The sequence below is a fragment of the Stieleria mannarensis genome (assembly GCF_014154935.1).
Lineage (GTDB): Bacteria > Planctomycetota > Planctomycetia > Pirellulales > Pirellulaceae > Stieleria > Stieleria mannarensis.
The window spans coordinates 102913-127720 of sequence record NZ_JACEHH010000006.1 but is presented as its reverse complement, the minus strand read 5'-3'; the positions used below and the strand labels follow the sequence as shown (position 1 = coordinate 127720).

The 24808-nt window shown below is 60.0% G+C and carries 18 protein-coding genes; 11 read left to right on the top strand and 7 right to left on the bottom strand.

Features of this window, described 5'->3' with window-relative positions:
- Position 1 precedes the first annotated feature (1 nt).
- Positions 2-469, top strand: coding sequence for a hypothetical protein (locus tag H1B37_RS06320; RefSeq protein ID WP_182865784.1), 468 nt, complete (start codon positions 2-4; stop codon positions 467-469).
- A gap of 237 nt (positions 470-706) precedes the next feature.
- On the opposite strand, the gene crtI is transcribed toward H1B37_RS06320, so the two are convergent.
- The 4 genes from crtI to yacG all read right to left on the bottom strand — a co-directional run bounded on the left by crtI (position 707) and on the right by yacG (position 3937).
- Positions 707-2221, bottom strand: a complete 1515-nt coding sequence (crtI, locus tag H1B37_RS06315) for a phytoene desaturase family protein (protein WP_182865783.1) — start codon at positions 2219-2221, stop codon at positions 707-709.
- 39 nt (positions 2222-2260) lie between these two features.
- The gene (locus H1B37_RS06310) at positions 2261-2947 is read right to left on the bottom strand and encodes a hypothetical protein (RefSeq protein WP_182865782.1); all 687 of its coding nucleotides are present in this window, start codon (positions 2945-2947) and stop codon (positions 2261-2263) included.
- A gap of 197 nt (positions 2948-3144) precedes the next feature.
- On the bottom strand, positions 3145-3627 hold the full coding sequence (gene greA, locus H1B37_RS06305) for a transcription elongation factor GreA (protein WP_182865781.1): 483 nt from the start codon (positions 3625-3627) through the stop codon (positions 3145-3147).
- Positions 3628-3739: 112 nt separating this feature from the next.
- Positions 3740-3937 (bottom strand): DNA gyrase inhibitor YacG, encoded by a 198-nt coding sequence (gene yacG / locus H1B37_RS06300; RefSeq protein ID WP_182865780.1) that lies wholly within the window; start codon positions 3935-3937, stop codon positions 3740-3742.
- Positions 3938-4601: 664 nt separating this feature from the next.
- Between yacG and H1B37_RS06295 the strand changes: the two genes are divergently transcribed.
- Entirely contained in the window at positions 4602-5255 is a 654-nt protein-coding gene (locus H1B37_RS06295; RefSeq protein ID WP_182865779.1) for a ClpP family protease, read from the top strand.
- A 55-nt stretch (positions 5256-5310) separates the two neighbouring features.
- Positions 5311-5901: an ATP-dependent Clp endopeptidase proteolytic subunit ClpP gene (gene clpP, locus H1B37_RS06290; protein WP_147868826.1), complete on the top strand. Its 591-nt coding sequence runs from the start codon at positions 5311-5313 to the stop codon at positions 5899-5901.
- A 172-nt stretch (positions 5902-6073) separates the two neighbouring features.
- On the opposite strand, the gene H1B37_RS06285 is transcribed toward clpP, so the two are convergent.
- Positions 6074-6505: a hypothetical protein gene (locus H1B37_RS06285; protein ID WP_182865778.1), complete on the bottom strand. Its 432-nt coding sequence runs from the start codon at positions 6503-6505 to the stop codon at positions 6074-6076.
- Between the two features lie 371 nt (positions 6506-6876).
- Between H1B37_RS06285 and H1B37_RS06280 the strand changes: the two genes are divergently transcribed.
- Both H1B37_RS06280 and rimO read left to right on the top strand, forming a co-directional pair.
- Entirely contained in the window at positions 6877-8085 is a 1209-nt protein-coding gene (locus H1B37_RS06280; protein WP_182865777.1) for a hypothetical protein, read from the top strand.
- 432 nt (positions 8086-8517) lie between these two features.
- Positions 8518-9933: a 30S ribosomal protein S12 methylthiotransferase RimO gene (rimO, locus tag H1B37_RS06275; protein ID WP_182865851.1), complete on the top strand. Its 1416-nt coding sequence runs from the start codon at positions 8518-8520 to the stop codon at positions 9931-9933.
- A 256-nt stretch (positions 9934-10189) separates the two neighbouring features.
- Here rimO and H1B37_RS06270 read toward each other — a convergent pair whose 3' ends face one another.
- Positions 10190-10417 carry an FmdB family zinc ribbon protein gene (locus H1B37_RS06270; RefSeq protein ID WP_182865776.1) on the bottom strand — a complete coding sequence of 76 codons (228 nt, stop codon included), beginning with the start codon at positions 10415-10417 and terminating at the stop codon, positions 10190-10192.
- A 164-nt stretch (positions 10418-10581) separates the two neighbouring features.
- Here H1B37_RS06270 and H1B37_RS06265 point away from each other — a divergent pair, with 164 nt between their 5' ends.
- A complete protein-coding gene (locus tag H1B37_RS06265) occupies positions 10582-11253 on the top strand; it encodes an NAD(P)H-hydrate epimerase (RefSeq protein ID WP_182865775.1) in 672 nt (223 codons plus the stop codon).
- A gap of 132 nt (positions 11254-11385) precedes the next feature.
- Complete coding sequence (locus tag H1B37_RS06260) at positions 11386-12381, top strand: SMP-30/gluconolactonase/LRE family protein (RefSeq protein WP_182865774.1); 996 nt, start codon at positions 11386-11388, stop codon at positions 12379-12381.
- A gap of 23 nt (positions 12382-12404) precedes the next feature.
- Here the strand turns inward: H1B37_RS06260 and H1B37_RS06255 are convergent, their stop codons facing one another.
- A complete protein-coding gene (locus tag H1B37_RS06255) occupies positions 12405-16358 on the bottom strand; it encodes an ATP-binding protein (RefSeq protein WP_182865773.1) in 3954 nt (1317 codons plus the stop codon).
- A 115-nt stretch (positions 16359-16473) separates the two neighbouring features.
- Here H1B37_RS06255 and H1B37_RS06250 point away from each other — a divergent pair, with 115 nt between their 5' ends.
- The 4 genes from H1B37_RS06250 (at position 16474) to H1B37_RS06235 (ending at position 24228) form a co-directional block, all read left to right on the top strand.
- The gene (locus tag H1B37_RS06250; RefSeq protein ID WP_182865772.1) at positions 16474-16854 is read left to right on the top strand and encodes a response regulator; all 381 of its coding nucleotides are present in this window, start codon (positions 16474-16476) and stop codon (positions 16852-16854) included.
- 877 nt (positions 16855-17731) lie between these two features.
- Entirely contained in the window at positions 17732-19873 is a 2142-nt protein-coding gene (gene uvrB, locus H1B37_RS06245; RefSeq protein ID WP_182865771.1) for an excinuclease ABC subunit UvrB, read from the top strand.
- A gap of 415 nt (positions 19874-20288) precedes the next feature.
- Positions 20289-22928 (top strand): DNA mismatch repair protein MutS, encoded by a 2640-nt coding sequence (mutS, locus tag H1B37_RS06240; protein ID WP_182865770.1) that lies wholly within the window; start codon positions 20289-20291, stop codon positions 22926-22928.
- Positions 22929-23352: 424 nt separating this feature from the next.
- On the top strand, positions 23353-24228 hold the full coding sequence (locus H1B37_RS06235; RefSeq protein WP_182865769.1) for a hypothetical protein: 876 nt from the start codon (positions 23353-23355) through the stop codon (positions 24226-24228).
- The last annotated feature ends 580 nt before the right edge of the window (positions 24229-24808 follow it).

The following is a 24808-nucleotide window of genomic DNA, read 5'->3' as shown; positions in this document are numbered from 1 at the left end:
CGTGGGAAGGTTGTTTCGTCTGCTGGTCGTGCTGGTCCTTGTCGGCGGTGTCGGCGCGCGGGCGGGGATGCTGGTCCGATTCCGGCAACTTGCTCCGCCGACCGCGGGCGTCGATCGGGAGGACGTGGCCGCGGCGATCTCCGATGTCGCGGTGGAGGCACAACCGTATTGCTTCTCCGCCTCCGCCCCCGTCTTGCTGACCGCCGGTCGCGATGGATTGCCCGGCAAAGCCGACGTCGATGACAACCTGGATGGCACCGTCGATGACCGCCGCGAAACCGGTGCCGTCGGCAGCGACGACGAATGCCTCGGTCCGGCGGACTCAGGTTACCAGGAGGCGCTGGACATGCCGGGGATGATCACGATCTCAAAAGGTGCGTTTGTGGCGTGTGACGCGCGGCAGAATGCTGAACGCTATTTGACGCCGCGGTGGGGGTGGTTTGTGGTTGGGAAGGAACAGGCAGAATGATACGGGGCAGAATGATGGGGAGTGGGGAAGCAAGACAAGAAAATGGTGCGCGGTAAGAGAAGATGACAGAAAAATAGGGGGCAGAAAAATGGTGTTAAGTCACGCGGATCGTTTGTTGCCCAAATTCCTTGTTGCCAGATGTGACGGTAGCGATCGAAGGTGATTGATTAGGACCGCCATGAAAACAGCTCGGATCTTCCTCCCCTCTCATTTTTCTGCCCCCTATTTTTCTGCCCCCTATTTTTCTGCCATCTCCCTTCGCGACATCTTTCCGTTGAAATCTTTTAGCACCAGCCCGCTGGTGATGCGGCTGGATTCATAGATCACCGGCAACCCGCTGCCCGGATGGGTGCCTCCGCCGACCAGATACACGCCGCCTAACTCTTCGAATCGGTTTCGCGGACGCTTGTGCAACATCTGCCCCAGGTTGTGCGCCAAGTTGAACGTCGCGCCTTTGTAAATCGCGTAGTCTTCGTTCCAGCCCTGCGGGGTGATCATGTGCTCGGTCCGGATCCGATCGCGAAGATCGCCCAAGCCGATCTGTGCCATTTTATCCAACGTCAATTCGCGAAACGCCGAAGCCTCTTTTTCCCAGTCGATCGATCCGGTTTGGTGAGTCACCGGAACCAAAACGTACAGCGTGCTGTGGCCTTCGGGGGCCAGTGAAGGGTCGGTGACGCAGGCGTTCTGGACATAGAACGACGGGTCGCCGCTAAGCGTGTGTGTTTGTTCGATCTCGCGTAGATTCTGTTCGTAGTCTTCGCTGATGTGAATGCTGTGGTGCGGCAGGTCTTGGTAGATGCCTTCGATTCCCAGGTACAGCATGAACGTGCTGCAGGAGAATTTTTTCTTGGCGATCGCATCGTCGCTCCACCGTTTTCGCTTGGCGTTGGGAACGGTGCGGGTGATCCAGTCGGCAAAGTCGGCGTTGACCACGAACGCATCGGCGGCATAGTGGCCACGATCGGTGGTCAATGATTTGACCTGCCGACCGTCCATCGTCACGCTGCGGACCGGTTCGTCGTAGCGAAACGTCACGCCCAGCTCTTCGGCGATTTCCGCCATCCGCTCGCTGACTCGACTGCAGCCGCCGATCGGGTGCCAGACGCCGTGTTCGTATTCCAGGAACGAGAGGATGCTGAACAGGCTGGGGCAATTGAACGGCGACATCCCCAGGTACTTTGACTGGAACGCGAACGCGATGACCAGCCGGGGATCGGTGAAGTAGCGTTGCAGTTCTTTCCCGAGCGATCGAAACGGGTGCAGGTGCTTGGCCGCCGCGATCATCGACGGACGCATCAGGTCGGTGATCGAGGAAAACGGTGACTCGAGGATCGGGCGAAACTTTTCCAGCTTGACGCGATTGTCGTCCATGTAGCGAGCCAGTGCGCCGACGTCGGCCGGTGAGAGTTTGGCGATCTGGCGATCCATCTCCTCCAGGTCCGGTGTGCAGTCGAGCTGTCCGCCGCCGCCGAAGGTCAGTCGGTATTGCGGGTCCAGCCGCTCCATCGGCACTTCTTTCATCAGGTCGTAGCCGACGCTAGCGAAGATTTCTTTCAGGACCCGCGGGTACAAGAAGAACGTCGGACCGCAATCGAATCGATACCCGTCTCGTTCGATCGCCGAGGTCCGGCCGCCGGGGCGGTCGCGGCGTTCCAGCACGGTGACGTCACAACCGGCATGGGCCAGTTGCATCGCCGCGGCCAGACCGCCCGGTCCGGCACCGACCACCACCACCTTTGGATTTGACACGGAGGGTTGTTTCCTTCTAAAGGCTAGACACCAACGTTGCTAATACGTTCCTTTCTGGATCCCGGCTTCGATTTGGCGGCGGACGAGGGTGTCGATGCCGACGTCGTCGGTTGGGTTGGCATCGACTTCCGCGCGGTCGGCGGAGGTTCGTGCCCGCACAACGACTTCGGCCACCGCTTGGATGTCCAACGGTTCGGCCAACGCCGCTTGCTCGCTGTCGGGATCGGACTGGAGGACCGGTGTTAGGATATGTACGAAGTCAATGGTGGTGATCTTGTTTCGTTCCACGCCCCGACGCAATCGGTCGAATTGGGCGGAATCCTCGGCCGAAAAATCGTCCGAGTGATCATCGACGAAGAGTTCGACGCGGCGGAGTTGCCCCCATTGCAGCACCGGCAGGCGGGTCAATCGCTGCATCACGCCCGAGGCCTGCCAGCCTTCCAGTCGCCCTCGCTCCAATTCGTCCGCGAACTCGTTGAGCATTTTGACCGTGGCCGCCTTTTCCTCCGGCGCCAACAGACTCTGTTCCACCGCCGGGATGAAACTGCCACGCATCGAACGTAGCGCCAGTTCGTCTTGCTTGTCGAAGATCAGCCAGGTCATCACCCCGCAGGTCAAGAAGCCCAGAATGCCCATCAACACCATGCTGGCCAGGATCGCCGGCATGCAGCCGGGACCTTCATCCTCGGTGGATTCAGGGGTTGGGGATGATGGGGAGGTCGACATGGGCTAGGTGTCAGGGGCAAAACGATGGGGGCAAAACAGTCGCCGTCCTCTCCGAGGTCGGCGCGGGGAAAGCTGCGCTTTTCACGCGCGCCGAGTTCGGAGAACACGGCGACACTCGGATCGCATCGTAAGGTACGGCAAGGGAGTCCCCGGGACCCCGGCCGAGGAGCCGGGCACGCTCGTCATCCGTTCGGATTCTACACGTCGGGGAACTCGATTTTGATGACTTTCAGGGTCATCAAGCCGGCGGGGACTTCGATTTTGGCGATTTCGCCGACCTTTTTTCCCAGCAAACCTTTGCCGATCGGGCTGGTGACCAGGATCTTGCCCGTCTTGTAATCGTCCTCGCCGGCTCCGACGAACGTGAACTCCTCTTCCATCCCGTCGTCCTGGTCTTCGACGGTGACGGTGCAACCGAAGACGACTTCATCGCGCGGCAGTTCGGACATGTCGACGATCGTGGCGCGGGCCAATTTGTCTTTCAGCAGGTTGATCCGCGCCTGGACCTTGCCCTGGTTCTCGCGTTGGGCGTGGTATTCTGCGTTTTCTTTCAGGTCACCTTCTTCGCGCGCCAACGCGATTTTTTCGGCGATCTCAGGCATCACCTCACGATCAAGATGCTCGATTTCGGCTTTGATCTTGTTGTATCCCTCACGGGTCATCGGCACCGATTCAACCATCACACTCTCCACGGGTCACTGAAAAAAAGAAACCTTCCCCACCCAGACGGCGGGAAAGGCTTCGTTGCATCAGCCGTTAGTTTTGCCGTTTTCGGCGAGACTGTAAAGGTCTTTAGCGAGTCAGGTCGGGGTCGATCGTTTTCGGCGACTCGTCGTCCTCAAACGGCAACCCGATGTCTTCGTCCAACCAACGGCCCAGATCGATCAGCCGACAGCGCTGGCAGCAGAACGGCGGGGCGTCGGTTTCGTCCATCCGAAAGCGTTTTCCGCAGGTCGGGCACTTCGATTTGTCGTCGTGTTCGTTGGGCATTCGGGATGGCGTTTGGGGGCATCAATGGAGTGGTATTAATGGTAGCGGAAGCCGCCAAGGCTTTCGCACGCCCCAGCGGGGCCGCCGTGGGCGAAACTCTTGGCGAGTTCCGCGACGACAAGCGGGGCCGCCGTGGGCGAAACTCTTGGCGAGTTCCGCTACGACAAGCGGGGCCGCCGTGGGCGAAACTCTTGGCGAGTTCCGCTACGACAAGCGGAGCCGCCGGGGGCGAAACTCTCGGCGAGTTCCGCGACGACAAAACGACTGACTCCGTGCCAGGTTGGCAGTCCGGGCTCGTCGCCGGGTTCTATTGATGCCACTGTGACGGCCCGATGTCAAGATAGGGAAGGCGGCGAGGCCGAATCGCGGTTGGTATTCAATTTGCTACCCGACAGGCAAGCGACCCGACGGGCAATTCGATGGCGCCATCGGTGCTGGGGGGCCGGCCAAACCGCGGCTTGAAGGTCAAGAACGCCTGATCGAAGTGGCGATATTGGGCTCATGGTCCGGCCGTGTGCCCGAAAGACTGGTCTTGCGGGCAACCGCACTGGTCTTGTCAGATTCTCTCCAGATGCGAACACTAACCGGTCCTAGCAAGGCCGACCAGGCTTGGTTCGGTCTGATCCCGATGCGATTTCCTTGCTTTTCAACCACGAAGAACTTTATGGATTCACCGTTAACGCACCCGCTTGCCGCGAGCCAGCTGTCCGGAAACCCGCTTTCCGCCAGCCACGCCTACCAGAGTTACCAACGCCAGCGGCAACTGACGCTGGGTGATTTGCTGCTAGAGAATCGCATCGTCTTCTTGCAGGGCGAGATCCACTACGGCAACGCCAACGAGTTGGTGATGAAGTTGCTGTACTTGCAGAGCGAAAACCGCCGCAAGGACATTCATTTTTACATCAATTCCCCGGGCGGAAGCGTGACCGCGACGCTGGCGATTTACGACACGATGCAAATCCTGTCGTGCCCGGTGGCGACCTACTGTGTGGGGGAAGCCTGCAGCGGTGCGGCCGTCCTGTTGGTCGGTGGTACCAAGGGCAAACGCTACTGTCTGCCCAACAGCCGCGTGATGATGCACCAACCGATGGGCGGTGTCGGCGGCCAGGTCAGCGACATCGAAATCCAAGCGGCCGAGATGTTCCGCTATCGAGACGTGTTGAACCAGATCATTGCCAACCATTCGGAGCAACCGGTTGAAAAGATCGCCAAGGACACCGATCGCGATTTCTTTCTCGGTGCCAACGAAGCCAAAGAATACGGCTTGGTCGACGACATCCTGACCAAGCCGCCGGTCGAAGACGAAGACGCGGACTGATCCGTCCCCCGTCACGTCTTCCCCCCCTGTAGTCCAACTAACCAAGAAACAAAATATGCCACTGATTCCCTACGTCGTTGAGAAGAGCGGGCGCGAAGAACGCACTTACGACATCTACAGCCGACTGCTGAAAGACCGCATCATCTTTCTGGGCCAACAGGTCGACGACCAGATTTCCAATTCGCTGGTCGCGCAGATGTTGTTCCTGATGAGCGACGATCCCAAAGCGGACATCCATTTGTACATCAACAGCCCCGGTGGAAGCATCACCGCGGGGATGGCGATCTATGACACCATGCAGTTCGTCTCGTGTGACGTCGCCACCTACTGCATCGGTCAGGCCGCCTCGATGGGGGCGGTGCTGTTGACCGCCGGCGCCGCCGGAAAGCGTTACGCATTGCCCAACGCCCGGATCATGATCCACCAGCCGTTGGCGGGCATGCAAGGGACGGCCCGCGAGGTCGAGATCCACGTCGAAGAATTGCGTCGGATCAAGAAACGCATGAACGAGATCATGATCGATCACACCGGGCACTCGCTGGAAAAGATCGAATCGGACACCGACCGCGACCGCTTCATGAGTGCCGACGAAGCCCGCGAGTACGGCTTGATCGACAAGGTCGTCAAACGAGCCGGCGAAGCGTAGGCGCCCGCCGATCGGACCGCGCGTGAGGAAGAGGTAGCGGAAGCCGCGGAGGCTTTCGCACCCCTACAATTGGTAGCGGAAGCCGCGGAGGCTTTCGCACCCCTACGCGACGAAGCCGCCGAGAGCGAAACTCTTGGCGAGTTCCGCTACGAGGAGATCAAGCGCTGTGGCTTTATTCCGCTTGCGGATGCTGACGCAACAACCGCAGCAGTTGATTCAGTTCGCGTTGGCGGCGGTCCAGTTCGGCCTCTCGACGGTCCAGCTGCAGTGACCATTGACCGAGCCGGGCGATCAGATCGCCGGCATGGTCGGTGAACAAGTCTTTGGACCGAGCGTCGATGGCGGGATCACGTGCGGGTGGCGCGGGTGACGTCGCTTCTTCGTTGTTGCGGCCGGCCCATCGCGGCGGCCGTTTGACATGGGGCGGATCGATCCGCAACCGCAACGCCCCGCGATTCGCATTTGCATCGGTGCGCGACAACGATCGCCGTCGGGGACGCGTCATCGTCGTTGCAGTGGCCCCGCCGAGGGTGGTCCCTGGCAGCGTCCGCAACCGAAACAGCGTCGGCGATGTCTCGATCGATCGGCTTGCGGTGGCTGGCATCGGAATCAACGTTGGGAAGGAATCGGGCGCCGCATGACACGAGCGTCGGTGGCTGGGTGATGCGAGTGGTCGATCACAGCTCAAATGGCGGGTGCGTGTCGTAGCGGAAGCCGCCAAGGCTTTCGGCGTCTCGCACATCATCTCGGGCGTCGTCGCCGCGCCCGTGCGAAACTCTTGGCGAGTATCGCGACCCGAAAACCAACTTGCGCCGGCGAATCAGCCCCTTGGCCTTCGTTCGACATCACAACCGCGACAGCTGCACGCATGTCGGCTTGGAACGTAGAATACTGGGGCAACTATAGTCATCAGAGCGGTTGTGACGTTCAAACCGCCCCACGCGTCCCCTCCTGCCCCTTTGGTTTCGATTCAGAATGAACATATCCGACGTATCAAGATTCTTCGCTTCCACCGTTTCCCGCACATTACCGGGCCTGCTGTTGATCACGGCATCCGCGCTGCCAGGCCGGGTGGTTGCGCAGGACGTCGCGTCGAGTGGCGACGGATCCGGCGGCACGGTGTCGCAATTTGAATCCCCGGCCCAGACCAACGCGGCGATCGATAAGAGTGTCGAGTTGGGGATCAGTTTTTTGAAGAATCGCGGTCAGACGCCAGACGGTGCATTCAGCCCCGAAACCGGCGTCGCGGTGACCTCGCTGTGTGTCCGCGCGATTCTGGAGCACCGCCCGTCGGACGTCGATTCGCCGGTCGTCCAGAAATCGCTGCAGTACATCTTGGACAACGTTCGTCCCAGCGGCGGGATCCATGCGACCGGTTCGATGTACCGTAACTACGAAACCTCCGTGGCGGTCGGTGCCTTGGTCGCCGCCAATCGTGACGATCGATACGACAGTCAACTCAAACGCGCCGAAGCCTACTTGAAGGAGATCCAGTGGGATGAAGGCGAGGGCGTGGAATCGTCGGACACGGCCTATGGCGGCGCGGGTTACGGAAAGCATGCTCGGCCGGACCTGTCCAACACCTCCTTCCTGGTCGACGCCTTGAAGGATTTGGGGAACGACGCCGACGACGAAGCGATTCAAAAAGCGTTGCGGTTTATCAGCCGCACGCAAAACCTGGCCGGACACGGCAACGACACCGAACATGCCGACAAAATCGGCGACGGCGGGTTTTATTACACGCCCGCGGCCGGTGGGGAAACCAAGGTGGTCAGCGAAGACGGCGACAACGGCGGAGGGCTGCGCAGCTATGGTTCGATGACCTACGCGGGGCTCAAAAGCATGATCTATGCCGGGTTGACCAGCGATGATCCGCGTGTCGCCGCCGCGATGGACTTTATCCAAAAGACTTATTCCCTGGACGAAAACCCGGGGATGGGAAAAGCCGGGCTGTATTACTACTACCACACCTTCGGCAAGGCATTGGCCGCCGCGGACATTCGCGTTGTGACCGATTCGGAAGGGACCAACCACAATTGGCGGCGTGAGTTGGCCGCCACGCTGGTCAGCGAGCAACAGGACGACGGGTCGTGGGTCAACGACGGCAACGATCGCTGGATGGAAGGCAATCGCAACCTGGTCACCGCCTACGCACTGTTGGCCCTGAAGTATTGCCGCGAGTAGGCGTCCGATCCGTAGCGGAAGCCGCGGAGGCTTTCGGACTAGCCCGTAGCGGAAGCCGCGGAGGCTTTCGGACACACCCCTGCGGCGTGATCGCCGCCTGCCGGCGGCAGTTTGGGGCGCGGAAAGAGGACCGAGAGGACGTCGGGGACCATTAGACCGATGCGCGGTTGCGGTCGCACGGTCGGTCATCTTGGTCGTCTACGTCGCATGGGGCCTATTGTCCCAGGGTCTTCCCGCGCGGCTTTGCCCCGCCACGGCGGCGCGGCCGTCGGTAGCGAAATTCTTGGCGAATTCCGCGACGTTTGTGGGGCCACGGCGGTGATTTCCCGGAACCGTTTGCTCGTTTTAGAGAATTCGGTTCCAATGGTTCGCTTCGATCTGCGGCGTTGTGCGATCAACGCCCTGAACCGCTGGCCCTTTGACCTGAAATCCATGCAACTTCCCGTCGTCAATCAGTCCGATTCCCCCCGAACCCCGGCTCCGCAGGAGGGTCAGGGGGACGCCCGCGGCAGTTACGCCGTCGTCTCGTTGGGATGCCCTAAAAACCTGGTCGATACCGAACAGATGCTCGGCCGGCTGGACCAAGATGGATACCGGATGGTGGGTGACGTCAACGCGGCGGATTTCGTCGTCGTCAACACCTGCGGATTCATCGATTCGGCGCGCGAAGAATCGCTCGGCGCGATCGACGAAATGTTGGATCTGAAGCGTCAGGGAAAAATTCGCGGCGTCGTGGTGACGGGGTGTCTGGCCGAGCGTCAGCAGGGCCAGCTGCTCGAAGCACGTCCGGAAATCGATGCCATGGTCGGCGTGTTCGGACGCAACGACATCGTCGACGTCGCCAATCGGCTGAAGAGTGGGATCGAAGAACAACAACGTGTGTTTCGCCCGGCCCCGATCCGCCCGCTGTCCGATGCCATCCGCTCGCCGGTCACCCCGCGGCACTTTGCCTATTTGAAGATCAGCGAAGGCTGTGACCGGCTGTGCACGTTTTGCGCGATCCCCAAGATGCGCGGCAAACACTACAGCAAACCGATCGAACAGGTGGTCGACGAAGCGAAACGGTTGGGTGACAGCGGTGTCCGCGAGGTTGTGATCGTCGCCCAAGACACGACGTATTACGGCAAGGACTTGTACGGCACGCCCAAGTTGACCGAGCTGCTGACGGAGCTGGACAAGATTGATTCGATCGACTGGATCCGATTGATGTACTTTTATCCGATGTACATCGACGACCGCTTGGTCGAAACATTGGCCGGCGCCCAACGGATCTTGCCGTACATCGACATGCCGTTGCAACACGCCAGCGACGCGATGCTGAAACGCATGTCGCGCAAGACCACGCGTGCGTCCCAGGAAGAAATCGTCGGTCGATTGCGTGACCAAATCAAATCGCTGGTGATGCGGACGACGATGATCACGGGATTCCCCGGCGAGACGGAGGACGACTTTGAACAGTTGGTCGAATTCGTCGCCGAGCAACACTTCGAACACTTGGGTGTGTTTACCTATAGCGTCGAAGAAGACACACCCGCGGCAAGGTTGCCCAACCGAGTTCCGGCCAAAATCGCCCAGCGGCGGATGAGCGACTTGATGGCCGTCCAACAACAGATCGCGTTTCAATGGAACGCGGATCGAGTCGGGACACTCGATGATGTGATCATCGATTCAAAGTTTGAAGAGCAGGACGGCGTTTGGATCGGCCGCACCCGTTCGGAAGCGCCCGAGATCGACGGTGTGGTGTACGTCAGCGGCGTCGATGCGGGCGCCGAGCCGAGCGTCGGCGACATCATCCCGTGCGAGATCGTCGCCAGCCAAGGCTACGACCTGGTCGCGGCGCCGCAGTGAGGCGCCCGGTGGACCCCTCCGCCGCCGCTTCTTGGTTTTCGAGATCGCGTCGTAGCGGAAGCCGCCAAGGCTTTCGGTCCCCAGGTGTGGCGTCGCGGCGCCTGCGCGAAACTCTTGGCGGCCTGTTGATTTAATCAGCCGTAGGGCGCGAGCCTACGGTCCCGGTGCGTCTTCGTGGTGGTTCAGGCCCGTACGCTCGCGCCAAACGGCTCATCCCTCGTCTGATCAGATTAAATCAACAGGTCGTTGGCGACCCTCATTCGCAGATCCCGCCACAGCAGCGTGGCGCCCCGCACGATTGGCCTTCGGATGCCATCGGCAGCGAGCCGCCGGAGCCTTTCATGTTGGGGGCAGACGGGGCGCTCATCAATCGTGTTAACTTCTTGCTCCCGCACTCGGGGCAGGCGACTTGTTCCTCTGACGATCGCACCAGTAGCTCGACGGACTTGTCACATTTGGAACATTCGTATTCGTAAAGTGGCATGGTTGGGGCTCGGTGTTAAGTGGAATGTTTGGAGTGTAACGGAGAGCCGTTCGCTGACGCGTCCCGCCCGCATGGCGGATCCGATATGATTTTTTGTACGATTGTATTATTGTTGGTTCACGACAGCGCTTTGGCAACGGGAAATCAGGCGGGGAGAGCGTGGCATGAAACGAGAGGAGGTTCGCCGGGTCGATCAGATCGCGATCGAATCCTACGGCATTTCCGGATTGGTGCTGATGGAGAATGCCGGCCGTGGTGCGGCCGAGCAGATCGCCGCCCTCCGTCACGATTCCGGCGCGGATGGCAACCGCGCCGTCTGCATCCTTTGCGGTCCGGGCAACAACGGGGGCGACGGCTATGTCATTGCCCGCCACCTCGAACTGCTCGGGGTCCCGGTTCGTATCGTTTCAATGGTTGCGACGGATCGTTTAACCGGCGACGCATTTGCCAACGCGGCAATCGCGATGAAAGCCGGGTTGCCGATCCAGGTTGCCAGGTCTGCCGAGAATTTGGATCAGTTGCTGCTGGACGACGAATTCGTTGTGGACTGCATGCTTGGAACGGGGGCGACCGGGGCACCGCGGGGCTTGTACGCCGACGCGGTCAAAATCGCCAATGCCCGGCGAGGGCTTCGAGTGGCGATCGATTTACCGACCGGACTGGACTGCGATACCGGGATTCCGTCGGAGGTCACGTTCCGTGCCGACTTGACCGTCACCTTCGTGGCCGAGAAAGACGGTTTTTCAAACGCGGACGCGAAACCTTGGCTCGGGACGATCCGGGTCGTCGGGATCGGCGTGCCCAAAGCGCTGTTGATGGAGTTCGGCGTCGGATAGTCCTCCGTCTCGCCTTGGCATTCGGGGAAACGGTCGTGGACGACCCGAAAATCGAGCTGCGGCGGAAGACTGGCGATCCGGCATGCTTATCACCGCATTGGATTCGATGTATCGTGCCGCTCGATCAGTCGAATGTTTCATCGTCCCCACCCTACGATTCGTCGAGGTTTGATTGTGCCCGAAGTCATCGAAGCCACTCCACTGAACGTCCCCGATTCGGACGCCTTGCGTTTTCTTCCCGAAGGGCCTTACCAGATCGCCCCGGGCGTTTTTTCCTGGGTGGGGATTCAGCACGGTGCGTCTGCGACTTGCGGCAGTTTGAATCGTTATGACTTCGCAACCGGGAACAACACTTCGCAGGATCTTCCCGGGCGGCCGGGATTTGCGTTCCCGTGTCAGACGCCGAATCGATTTGTCGTCGGGTGCGAGCGGTCGTTAGGCTACTTTGACGTCGTCTCGGGCGACTGGAAACCGTTTTGCGACACCATCGATCAGGATGTGACCAACACCATCATCAACGATGGCTTGCCGTTGGATGACAACTTGATCTTCGGCACCAAAGACTTGGAGTTCGCGACCAAAAAGGCCGGGCTGTATTTGTATCGTGGACGCGATCAGAAACTGATCCGACTGCGTGACGATCAGATCTGCAGCAACGGCAAGGCGGCGATCGTGGATGCGGATCGGCTGTCCTTGATCGACATCGATTCGCCGACCCGCCAAGTCGTTCGCTATGGGTTGGACATCGATCGCGGAACCTTGTCCGAAGCCGAGGTCGTGTTGGACCTGACCTCCGATCCCGCGGTCCCTGATGGAGCGATCTTGACTCCGGACGGGGCGGGGCTGATCGTGGCGATGTTCTTGCCGCAATCGGCCGCGTTTGGGGAAACCCGACTGTATGATCTGGCCAGTGGACAGTGCCGCAAGGTTTGGCGGACGCCGCTGTCACCCCAGAACACCTGTCCGGCGTTGGTCCAGCACGCGGGCAAGCTGAAACTGGTGATCACGACGGCCGTCGAAAACATGACCGCGGACGATCAAGCCGTTTGCTCGAACGCCGGCAAGATCTTCGTTGCCGACAGCGGGTTGGACGCCGCGGATTGGAAACCGCCTGTTTACCGGGCGTAGCTGCCAGAGCGACTGATGGATCTTTAAACGCTAAACGATCCGGACTTGGGCAACTGGGAAAGGCTTTGGGGGTGCGAGGGCACCGCGGGCTGCTCGTTCGCGGTGGGGATCGTGAACTCAAACCACGCTCCGTCGGGACAATCGACCGTGTACAGTTTGCCGCGGTGTGATTCGATGATCGAGCGACTGATCGCCAACCCCATCCCCATCCCGTTTGCTTTGGTGGTCATGAAGGTTTGAAAGATTTCTTCGGCTCGCCCACTGTCGATACCGGGGCCGGAATCGATCACCGACACCTTCAGCGATCCGTTCTCGGCGACGGCGATGATCTTTAGGGTCCGGTTCACTACCGCCGGATCGTCCATCGCGTCGACGGCGTTGCGGATCAAGTTGACCAGCACTTGCTCGATCTGAACCCGGTCGGCATAGGCCCGCGGAAGATCCTCCGGGATCTCGAGCCGCAATTCTTCGACCACCGATCGCGTCTGGTATTCACACAAGGCCAACGATTCGATGACCGCCGAATTCAGGTCGAACGCCGCAAGGTTGCTTCCCGGGCGACCGAATCGACGCAGGCTGTTGACGATTTTGTTGATCCGCTGGGTCTGTTCTTTGATCCGCGCGATCCATTGACGAATGTTCTCGTTGCCCTGTCCGTTTTCGCTGTTTTCGTGATCGCGTTCCAAAACCAGCAGCGACGCCGATGAGAAATTGGCAATCGTTGCGAGCGGTTGATTGATCTCGTGCGAGATCCCGGCCACCATTTCACCGAGCGCCGAAACCCTCGCCAGATGTGCCAGTTCCAACTCCTTCTCGCTCAGTCGATTCTGGGCAAGTCTTAGGTCCGTGATGTCGTTGCCGACGACTTGGTATCCGAGTCGGTTTCCGATCTGGTCGGTCAACACGCGGCAATGCCATTGCTCCCATCGCAGTTGACCATCATGACTCTGGTAGGAGACGGTCGAATCGCCATGTTGCGATCCGGGTTTCACACCCGCAATCACGCGTCGCAGTCGGTCGACGGCGTCGTCGGGTAATCTCGCAATCGCCGTCTGCCCCAAGACGCGATTGGCACGGAGGTAGGCGGAGTTGACGAACGTGACCTGTCCGTCGGCGTCAAAGCGGACGATGTATTCGCTCTGGTCCTCCACGATCGATCGATACTGCACTTCGCTGGCGTGAAGCTGTTGGTTGGCTTCGCGCAGCTCGCGCGTTCGCTGGGCCACGCGACTTTCCAGACTCTGGTTGGCACGTTGCAGGTCTTGTTCGGCCAACAGCAGCTTGCGATTACTGGTTCGCAGCGATGCCTCGCGCCGAAAGACGCGGCCGGTTTGGATGATCGCCAACCCGAACAGGATTGCCATCCCCAGCCACAATCCTTGGAACCAGCTCTGTTGCCAGAGGGCCGGTAAAACTTCGAATGTGATCTCCGCCGGCGTCGCGTCAATGTTGAAATCGGCATCGCGGGCGCGGACACGCAAGTGATGGGTGCCGACCTCCAAGTCGTGAAAGCGGGCGTGGGTATCCGTCGAGAACGCACTCCACGGCCGGTCGTCCAGACGCCAGGAGTACGTCAATTGGTCGCGTGGGGTGGCGTCCAAGAAATCGGTGCCGCTCCAGGACATCGAGACGATGTCGCCGAACTCCTTGTCAGCCACCCAGCGATCGAGAGTCGTTTCGGGCGGTCGACGATCGGGGCGATAACGATAGGTCTTGAATCGGTCGCGTAGCGAGCCCAGATCGCTCAGCGGGATGCCTTGGGACAGGTCGCGGGTCATGTACGCCAGCCCGGATGCGTTGAACCAGTACTGTTCACCTTGGCCTTGGTGCAGTCCGCCGTAATCCGTGTCAAACGCCAATTCACTTGGCAGGGCTGCTTTGACCCAGGTCTGGCCGTCGAAACGATCGAAACCCGCCGGCGTGCCAATCATGATGTTTGCCCCGGGCAACGCCAGAAGACTCTTGATTCGGTTGTTGCTGATCCCGGCGGCTTCGTCGTAGACGACGGCCTCGTACTCCGTTTCACCTCGGTGCCGCGCGTTCAGTTTCACCACGCCCCTGCTGCGTGTGCCGATCCACAAATTACCGTAGGAGTCATTGCACAGGGCGTCGGAAAATCCGCTCGCGGCCAACGGAACGTTCAGCGGCGAACCGAATCGGTCGTCCGGTCGGATTTGAACGAGCGACGGTCCGGCGAACCAAATCGATCCGTCACGTGTTTGGGCGATCCCATAGACGAAATCAAGTCGGTTGGTCGGTGGGAAGTGTTTCCAGCTTTTTCCGTCGAATCGCAGCACACCGCCCCGCTCGTCCTCTTGGACCTGTTGATTGACGGCCGCGCCGAACCACAGCCGCCCGTCGCGATCCTCGAACACCGCCCGTCGATCGATGGCCCACGCGAGTTCTGGATGCAGCTGGCGTTCCCAGCGGTCGCCGACCAGTCGTGCGGTCGCGGCAACACCGTCATGGCTGCCGGCTGCCCAGATGTCGCCGCCGGTTGTCGCGATCACGCGTAGCGGTTGTGTCATCAGCCCATCGGACGCATCGAATTGTTGCCAACGTTCGCCTTGGCGACGCACCACGGTCAATCGAGCAGTCAGGAACCACTCGTTGTCGTTGTCGTCGGTGTCTTGGTAAGCCAGTCCCCGGTACGACGTCCAACGCTTGCCTTGCGGTTCCATCCGCAGTGCAATGGAACCCTTGCCGGCGATCCAGACCGCGCCGTCGGACATACGTTTGACAATCGTGTCGTTTCCAAAGATGCCGTACTCGCGTAAATCGTGGTCGACGACGCGGCCATCGGTTTCGACCGACAGCACGGCGCCATTGGTGCCGACCAACAGTGAACCGTCATCGGCCGATTCGATCGATGAACCGAGTGCTCGCGGCAGATCGACTACCGTCCAACGTATGCCGTCGAAACGAAGTAGTGATTCGGTCGCCGTGTTACGCCCGACCGCAGCAACGCCCTTGGTGGTCGCCGCAATGCTGGGCATCGCCACCACCGGCAGGTTGTGTTGGCGGGTGTGATTGGTCCAGGTCGCTGTCCCGGACTGATCGCGCCGCAGCGAAAAGATCCGTCCCAGGCGAGTGGCAAACCAGACGGTGCCGTGATGGTCGACCACGATCCGCAACGGGCGAAATCGTTGGTACGTGCCTTCGATCGATTCGCACTGCAGTTCCAGATCGACGACCTGATCGCTGTCACACGGCAGGACTTTGACACGAATCGGTGTGCCGGGGGAATCTTCAAGTTCACGTTGGTAAACCGAGCGGCGAGGCTCGCCGTCGATGCCGACAATCCGGTCTCCGACGCGGATCCCCGCTCTGGCCGCGGGACCGTTTTCGGCAACCGCGACGATGGCGTTCTTGCCGACCGCTTGTCCGTACACACAGACCCCCAGCCCGGCGCGCCAGGCGACGGCCTCGGAAGCCGGGATGGTTTCGATCTCCATCGAATCGTCAAGGTTCTGTACCTGAAGATGGCGTCCGATCTCTGGCGTTGTGAACAGTCGGATCTTTCGCCACGAAACGTCGGCTGATGTGGCGCCGTTGCTCTGGAATTCAACGGCGCCTAAATCGGTCGATGCCCAAAGCGTCCCGTCGGGGCCGGCCGCTAAATCTTCGATCACCCAGGCGCGATGGTCCGACGCCGGAAAGACTTCGTGAAACGACTGGCCGCGCAACACGTGGACTGAGGACCGTGTGGCGGCATAGAATTGACCTCCCGCCTGGGCGAAAGCGATTGCCGGCCCCGGCAGATGGCTGGATGCATTAAATTCGTCCCAGTGCAAACCGTCAAAGCGGACGGCACCGGCGGCGATCCCAAACCAGATCGCGCCCCCGGAGTCCTCTGCGATGCACTTCAGTTCTCGGCCCTTCAGCTGAGGGAACGCCCGAATCCGCCAAGATTCCGACCAGGGATCAACGGACCGAGGTCGATAAAGATCCGCTTGAAGCGCAGCGCAGGTGGACACCGCATGCAGTGCAGCGACCAAGTAGACTAAGTAAACAGAAATCCGACCCACAATCTGACGTCCGCGCCGAAAATGAAAATTCGTCCGGTGAAATGATGATACGGAGGGACGATCGTTGTCCGTAGAGAAACAAGCCCGCATCGTCATTGTGGAAGATGACCCAGACGTCCGGGATTCGCTCTGCGCGATTATAGCGGCGCTTGGCCACCAGTGTGTCGCCTTTGAGTCAGCCGAAAGCACCCTTGCCTATCAAGAACTCGACCAGTGCGACTGCCTGTTGGTGGATTTCAATCTGCCGGGGATGAGTGGAACGGATTTCTTGCAAGAGCTACAGCAGGCCCAAAACCCACCCCCCGCCTGCCTGTACACCGGCCGCGTCGACCCACGCATCCACGACGCAGCAGCCGGCTTGAAAAACACGACGGTGTTGGAGAAGGGGAGCGATTCGATGTCGATCGTCACTCACTTGCAGCGATTGCTCCAACAATCGAGGTGAGGGCAATCCGGTCCCCTGCGACCCACGAAACACGCCCCCCCTCCCACGACCGGTCGCATCTCGGCCGCATCTGCCCCGATTGGGGCCATTTGTGGGTGGCACCAATTGAGGTGATCTTGGTGGGTGGCACCAATTGAGGTGATCTTGGTGGGTGGCACCAATTGAGGTTGGTGGGTGGCACCAATTGAGGTTGGTGGGTGGCACCAATTGAGGTTGGTGGGTGGCACCAATTGAGGTGATCTTGGTGGGTGGCACCAATTGAGGTGATCTTGGTGGGTGGCACCAATTGAGGTGGGCGCGAAGCCTCGCGGTGGGGTGCTGGGGGGAATAGGACCTATGGGACGTAGGGGACAAATGGGACCTCGGAGTGGTCGGGGGCACACGCCGTCCTATCGGTCGCATAGGTGATCTTGGTGGGTGGCACCAATTGAGGTGGGCGCATAGGTGATCTTGGTGGGTGGCACCAATTGAGGTGGGCGCGAAGCCTCGCGGTGGGGTGCTGGGGGGAATAGGACCTATGGGACGTAGGGGATAAATGGGACCTCGGAGTGGTCGGGGGCACACGCCGTCCAATCGGTCGCATGGGTCCCATCGCTCCTCTCTCCCCACCCGCCCAACTCCCAACTCCCAACTCCCAGCTCCCAGCTCCCAACTCCCAACTCCCAACTCCCAACTCCCAACTCCCAACTCCCAACTCCCAACTCCCAACTCCCAACTCCCAACTCCCAACTCCCAACTCCCAACTCCCAACTCCCAACTCCCAACTCGGACGGGGCGAATTGACTCGCTGGAAGCCTGTCCCACTTGGGCCGGGCGCCGGTCTGGGTGATAATCGGACGCGAAACGAGACCTTGGGCCCAACCCGGTGATGATCAGGATGGACAAACGAACAGATTCGCAAGCCACCGAAACGTTGCCTCGGGCGGAGTTTCATCTCAACCAACCCTTCCCACCGGCCGGCGACCAGCCGCAGGCGATCGAGCAATTGACCAAGGGCTTCAACGCCGGTGCCTCGGCCCAAGTCCTGCTCGGGGCAACCGGTACGGGCAAGACGTTCACCATGGCCAACGTGATCGCCAATGTCGGCCGGCCGGCGCTGGTGCTCAGCCACAACAAAACGCTCGCGGCACAGCTGTACAGCGAATTCAAGGAATTCTTTCCCGAGAACGCGGTTCACTATTTCGTCAGCTACTACGACTACTACCAGCCCGAAGCCTACATCCCCCAGCGCGACGTCTACATCGAAAAGGACGCGTCGATCAACGAAGAAATCGACCGGCTGCGGTTGGCCACCACCAGCAGTCTGGTCAGCCGCCGCGACGTCGTGATCGTCGCTTCGGTCAGCAGCATCTACGGCCTCGGTTCGCCGGAGGATTACAAGCAACTGGTCGTCGGCCTGACGCGTGGCGAATCGATTCGCCGCGATCATTTGCTGTTAAAGCTGGTCGACGTCCTGTACGAGCGCAACGACATGGCATTCGAACGTGGCAAGTTCCGCGTCCGCGGTGACAGCATCGAACTGTGGCCCAGCTATGAAGAATTCGCCTATCGCATCGAAATGTGGGGCGACCAGATCGACCAAATCTCGATCATCAAACCCGTCTCCGGCGAAACCGTCAAAACCGTCTCCCAAGTCTTCATCTACCCCGCCAAACACTTCGTCATGCCGGACGATCGCATCAAACGTGCGATCAGCGTGATCCGCGCAGAATTAAAACACCAGCTGGAGACGTTTCAAAAACAAGGCAAACTGCTCGAAGCCCAGCGTCTGTCCGCCCGCACACGCTTTGACCTAGAAATGTTGGCCGAAGTCGGGCATTGTCCGGGCATCGAAAACTACTCGCGCCCCTTGTCTGGCAAGGAACCGGGCGCCTCGCCGGACACGCTGTACGAATTCTTTCCCGACGATTTCGTCACCTTTGTCGATGAATCACACGTCACCGTGCCTCAAGTCCGCGCGATGTATGCCGGCGACCGCAGCCGAAAGCTGACGCTGGTCGACCACGGTTTTCGGTTGCCCAGCGCACTCGATAACCGGCCGCTGAAATTCGACGAGTGGGAGGAGCGAACCGGTCAAATCTGTTTCGTCAGCGCCACCCCCAGCGATTACGAATTGGAGCGGACCGGCGGCGAAGTGATCGAACAGATCATTCGCCCAACGGGATTGCTGGATCCCGAGGTGCAGGTGGTTTCGGCACGCGGTCAAGTCAATCATCTGATCAACGAGATTCGTGTCCGAGCCGAGCGAGACGAACGAGTCCTCGTCACCGCATTGACGAAACGGTTGGCCGAAGACCTGGCGAATTTCTTTCAAGAACAAAACGTCCGCTGTCGTTGGCTGCACAGCGAACTCAATGCGTTTGAACGTGTGGACCTGTTGCAGGAGCTACGTGCCGGGCACTTCGATTGTCTCGTCGGCGTCAACCTGCTCCGCGAAGGCTTGGACCTGCCAGAGGTGTCGCTGGTCGCCATCCTGGACGCCGACAAGGAAGGATTCCTGCGCAGCGAAACCAGTTTGATTCAAACCATCGGCCGCGCCGCGCGTAATGCCAACAGTAAAGTGATCTTGTACGCCGACAAGGTGACCGATTCGATGCGGTTGGCGATCGACGAAACCGAACGCCGCCGCGCGATCCAACAGGCCTACAACGACGAGCACGGCATCACCCCCGAAACGGTCCGCAAAAAGATCAAGGCAGGGATCGAAACCGACGCCGCCAAACGCCGCAAAACGGCCGCCAAGGCGCAGGAAGAATCCGAAACCACCTACATCACGCTGGAATTCGTCGAAGCACTGGAGCGCGAAATGCTGTCGGCCGCCGAAGATCTGGAATTCGAGCGTGCGGCCCAACTGCGAGACCGGGTCCTGCAACTGAAAGAAAACATCGGCAAACCGCTGGCGGAGGTTGAGGAGGAGAAACCGGCCAGCGCGACCGGCCGTCAAAAACAACGCGGACGCCGCAAAGGCACTAAGGGAACCGGGGGACGTAGCAAAATCCCACGCCCCAAACGTGGTTGAGCGAACGGGGGCGGCAAAGTGGAAACGCCCTCCTGCCCGGCAGCAATCGTGTTGTTGTTGACCTTTAAAGTATCAGGCGTTTACGACTTCACCCTCCCTCTGGGAGGGTCGCGGAGGAGTCTACGACGACGCGGGGAGGGTTCGCTGTGGTTCGGACGCACTCAGCCACCACCGAATCGACCCTCCCCTCGCTACGCTCGACCCTCCCTGCCAGGGAGGGTGAATTCTAAACTTTTTGCGTATCCCCCTCGCTGCACTCGCCTCTCCTTTTCAGGAAGTGTATTGCAGACGATCGAGTCACTGCCCCGTAGAGTTTTCCTGACCGGAATCTGGCTGCCCCGAAGTGGCCCAATCGCCGCTCAGATCGGCCGCGCCTGGCTGTTAATCGGCGTCGGCCGCGGGTACGATTCTGGCCATGACTCCGATGATGAAACAGTACCACGAGGCGAAGGCGGCGTGCGGTGACGCACTGCTGCTGTTTCGCATGGGCGACTTCTATGAATTGTTTTTGGACGACGCCAAAACCGCTGCCCGCATCCTCGGGCTGACCCTGACCAGTCGCGACAAGGACAGCGCCAATCCGACCGCGATGGCGGGGTTCCCCCATCATCAGCTCGATTCCTACCTGAGCAAATTGATCCAAGCCGGGTTCCGCGCCGCGGTCTGCGAACAGGTCGAGGATCCGAAACAAGCCAAGGGGCTCGTCAAACGCGAAATCACCCGCCTGGTCAGCGCGGGGACGTTGACCGACGACGATCTGCTGAACCCGCGTGAAGCGAATTATTTGGCCGCGGTCGTGTTGCATTCGCCGCGCAAGGGCAAAAAGCAGACCGATGAGCCCGTCGCGGGGATCGCCTGGGCGGAGCTTTCCAGCGGACGCTTCTGCGCCGGCGTGTTCCCGGTGTCGCGGGTCGAAGATGAACTGGCGCGGATCGGACCAGCCGAAGTCATTTACCGCGAAGACGACGCCAACTTCTCGCCGGATTCGACGGCCCCCTGGTCCTGGACGGCGCGACCGGCGTGGAGCTTTGCCGAAGATGCGTCGATCGAATTGCTGTGCAAACAGTTCTCGGTCGGTTCGCTCGAAGGGTTCGGATTTCGCGACGATGATACCGCCGCGGTTCGAGCCGCCGGTGCCGCTCTGACCTACCTGCAAGAAACACAGCCCGGCGGCCTGGACCACTTTCGATCCATCTCGGCACATCACCGCAGCGGCGTGCTGGAAATCGACGCCTCGACGCGACGCAGTCTGGAGATCACGCGAACGCTGCGAACCTCCTCACGCGACGGATCACTCGTCGATGCGATCGACATGACTTGCACGTCGGCCGGATCGCGGTTGTTGGCCGATTGGATCGCCGCACCACTGGTCGAATTGGACGCGATCTGCCATCGACATGATGCCGTCGCAGAATTCCACTCCGCGGCGTCGCTGCGTGCCGAGGTCCGATCGACGCTGAAACAGACCTACGACATCACACGTTTGTTGGCACGAATCGCAACCGGCCGAACCGGGCCGCGCGATCTGCAACAGGTTGCGCGGACGCTTGCCGGGTTGCCGACGCTGAAAGCCAAACTGGCCGGACGTGAACCCAAACGCATCGCGCATTTAGAATCGCATCTGCACTTGTGCCCCGAACTGCGCAGCGAATTAGAATCAGCGCTGGCCGACGAATGTCCGCTCAACGCCGCCGACGGAAACTTTGTCCGGGAAGGGTTCGACCCCGAACTCGACTCGCTGCGCGAATTGGCTGCCGGCGGAAAGCAGTGGATCTTGGAATACCAACAAGGTCAGATGGACGCGACCGGGATTCCTAACCTGAAGGTCGGCTACAACAAGGTCTTCGGGTATTACCTGGAAGTGACCAACGCGCACAAAGACAAGGTGCCCGCGGATTTTATTCGCAAACAAACGCTAAAGAATTGTGAACGCTACATCACGCCGGAATTGAAGGAGTACGAGGAGAAGGTGCTTGCGGCGGATGAGAAGGCATCGGCCCGAGAACAATTGATTTTCCACAACCTGCGGACTCGGACGCATCAGCATCTGGCAACGCTGCAGGAAGTCGCCGCTGCGATGGCGGAGTTGGATGTGTTGGCGGCACTGGCCGAGTTGTCTGCACAGAGGAACTGGGTGCGTCCGCAGATGACCGATGATTCGGTGTTGCGGATCGAAGAAGGCCGACACCCGGTGTTGGATGTGTCGTTGCCGCAAGGCGAGTTCGTCCCGAATGATTGTGTGCATTCACCGGAAACCGGGATGATCCTGCTGATCACCGGCCCGAACATGTCGGGAAAGAGCACGTACATCCGACAGGTCGCGTTGATCACGTTGCTGGCACAGGCCGGATCGTTCGTCCCCGCTCGTTCCGCGTTGATCGGGATCGCCGATCGGATCTTTGCCCGCGTGGGAGCCAGCGATGAACTCAGCCGCGGCCAAAGTACGTTTATGGTCGAAATGGTTGAAACGGCGCGAATTTTGAACACCGCCACGTCACGATCGCTGGTGATTTTGGATGAAATTGGCCGCGGCACCAGTACCTACGACGGTCTGTCGCTGGCTTGGGCGATCACCGAGCACTTGCACGAACAAATCGGTTGCCGGACCCTGTTCGCCACGCACTACCACGAACTGACTCAATTGGAAGAGTCGCTGCCTCGCGTTGCCAATCTGAACGTGGCGGTCAGGGAATGGAATGACGAAGTCGTCTTCTTGCACCGCATCATTCCCGGCGGTGCAGACAAGAGTTACGGGATCCATGTCGCCCGCTTGGCCGGTGTGCCCGCTGAAGTCAACGAGCGAGCCAAGGATGTGCTGGCACAGTTGGAAATCGATCATCGCGATGCACTGGATCGGCCCACGATCGCTCCGCCGCAAGGACACAACGCTCGCGAAGGCGGATCGTACCAGTTGACGCTATTCGGGTTCGCCGACCATCCGGTGCTCAGCCAGATCCAGCGATTGGACCTGAATTCGATGACCCCGATGGACGCGATGCAGTTCCTGCAGCGGGCCCAACGGGAGTTGCAGACCAATCCGGTGGTCAAGAGCTAGTCTTTGTCCCTGAACCCGGCAAGGGTCGTATGTGGTAGCGGAATTCGCCAAGAATTTCGGCTTTTCCCGTGTGAACCGCTGCGAGACGAAAGCCTTGGCGGCTTCCGCTACGGGTTTAGGGACAAAGCCTAGCGTCCCACGGACGACAGCCCGGAAGGGGCATCGTACCTGGAGGGGCGAGTCGAACAATGCACCAGCGGTGGGAACGCATTGCGATCCGCGGCTGCAATTCGCCACCGGTTTTGCCTTTCTTTTTGGCAAAAAACTCGATCTTTCGTGAAACCCTGCCGGCTCGGCGTGGTTTGAACAGGGTACATCCCGGCACGGGGCCTGCTGAAAAACGGGCGGACGTCGGGGGTCCAGGCACGGCGGAACTTCTCCGTACGACACACTCCTCTTTTGCACTTTCTGGGAATTGAATTCAATGAAGATCACAAGCGGCCCGATGGCCCTGTTGTTCGCGGCAATCTTGGCGATGGTCGCCACGGATGTGATGGCTCAACGCGGTGGCGGTGGCCGTCCCGGTGGCGGCGGACGCCCCGGAGGCGGGTTTCGCGGCGGCCCCGGTGGAGGATTCGGTGGCTTCGGCGGTGGGCGCGGCCCTGGCGGCGGCTCGATTCTGGGGCTGTTGCAAATCGAAGAGGTCCGAGAAGAAATCGAGGTCATGCCCGATCAGGAGGAAGCGCTCAAAAAAGTTGCCGAAAATCGGGAACGCGTGGAGTTTCCTCGCGACTTCGATCGTGAAAACCGCGACAGCGAAGAGAACGTCGCCAAACTGCAAGCTTTCATGAAGAAAGTCGAGGAGGCTGACAACAAGATCCGTGAACAACTCGAAGAAGTGTTGCTGCCCGAACAGATGACTCGGTTGGAACAAATCGAAGTCCAGCAGATGGGTACCGGTGCACTGATGAACGACCGCATCGCCGGCAAATTAAAGCTGACCAGTGCCCAGAAAGACGAATTGCAAAAGACGATGGAAGGGTCACGTGATGAAATGATGGCCAAGATGCGGGAACTGTTCCAAAGCGGTGACCGTGAAAACATGCGAGAGAAAATGGAAGAGGCTCGCAAAGAGATCGACGAAAAGCTTGTCGCGGTGCTGACCAGCGAGCAAAAGAAGGAGTTCGAAGAACTCAAGGGCAAACCGTTTGAAATGCCCGAACGTCGAGGACGTGGCGGATTCGGTGGCGGTCGCGGTGGCTTCGGCGGACCGGGAGGAGATCGTGGTGGACGCGGCGGCCCGGGAGGAGATCGCGGTGGACGACGAGGTGGCGCGGATCGTCCTGAAACGGAAGAATAATTTGACCGAACGAAGTTAACCCGCTTCGCTGCTGGACTCGAAACGTCGACTGCAGCGAAGCGCTCCGCTGTATCGACCAGGGACAGGTTCTCCATGTGAGAGCCTGTCCCGTTTTTGTTTTAAGTTTCAGGTTTCAGGCAAAATCCTCTCTGGCAGTGGCCGTGCGTTTTTTGGGGGATTTACCCTCCCAGGTTGGGAGGGTCGAGCGAAGCGAGGGGAGGGTCGATTGGTGGTTTGAGTGCCTGTGAGCCACAGCAAACCCTCCCCGCGTCGTCGCTCACTCCTCCGCGACCCTCCCTGGAAGGGAGGGTGACTGTTCTGCGGTTAGTGAATCCGCGACTTGAAACGCGAAACTTTCGACACAACCGCTGCAACCGTCACACCTTCGTTGCGTTTCCGCATCATCGGAGGTTGCATTTTCGCATCATCGGCGTCAGTTGCGTGCTAGGGTTCCTCGGACGAGGTCTGGATGGCATCGTCCCTCGATCGCCCCCCCTCATGCGTCTGATTCAAGCCGATGTTCGCTGTCTCCCCACACTCAAGCTCCCGCGCGATGGCTGGCAATGCCTGCGCACGGAGC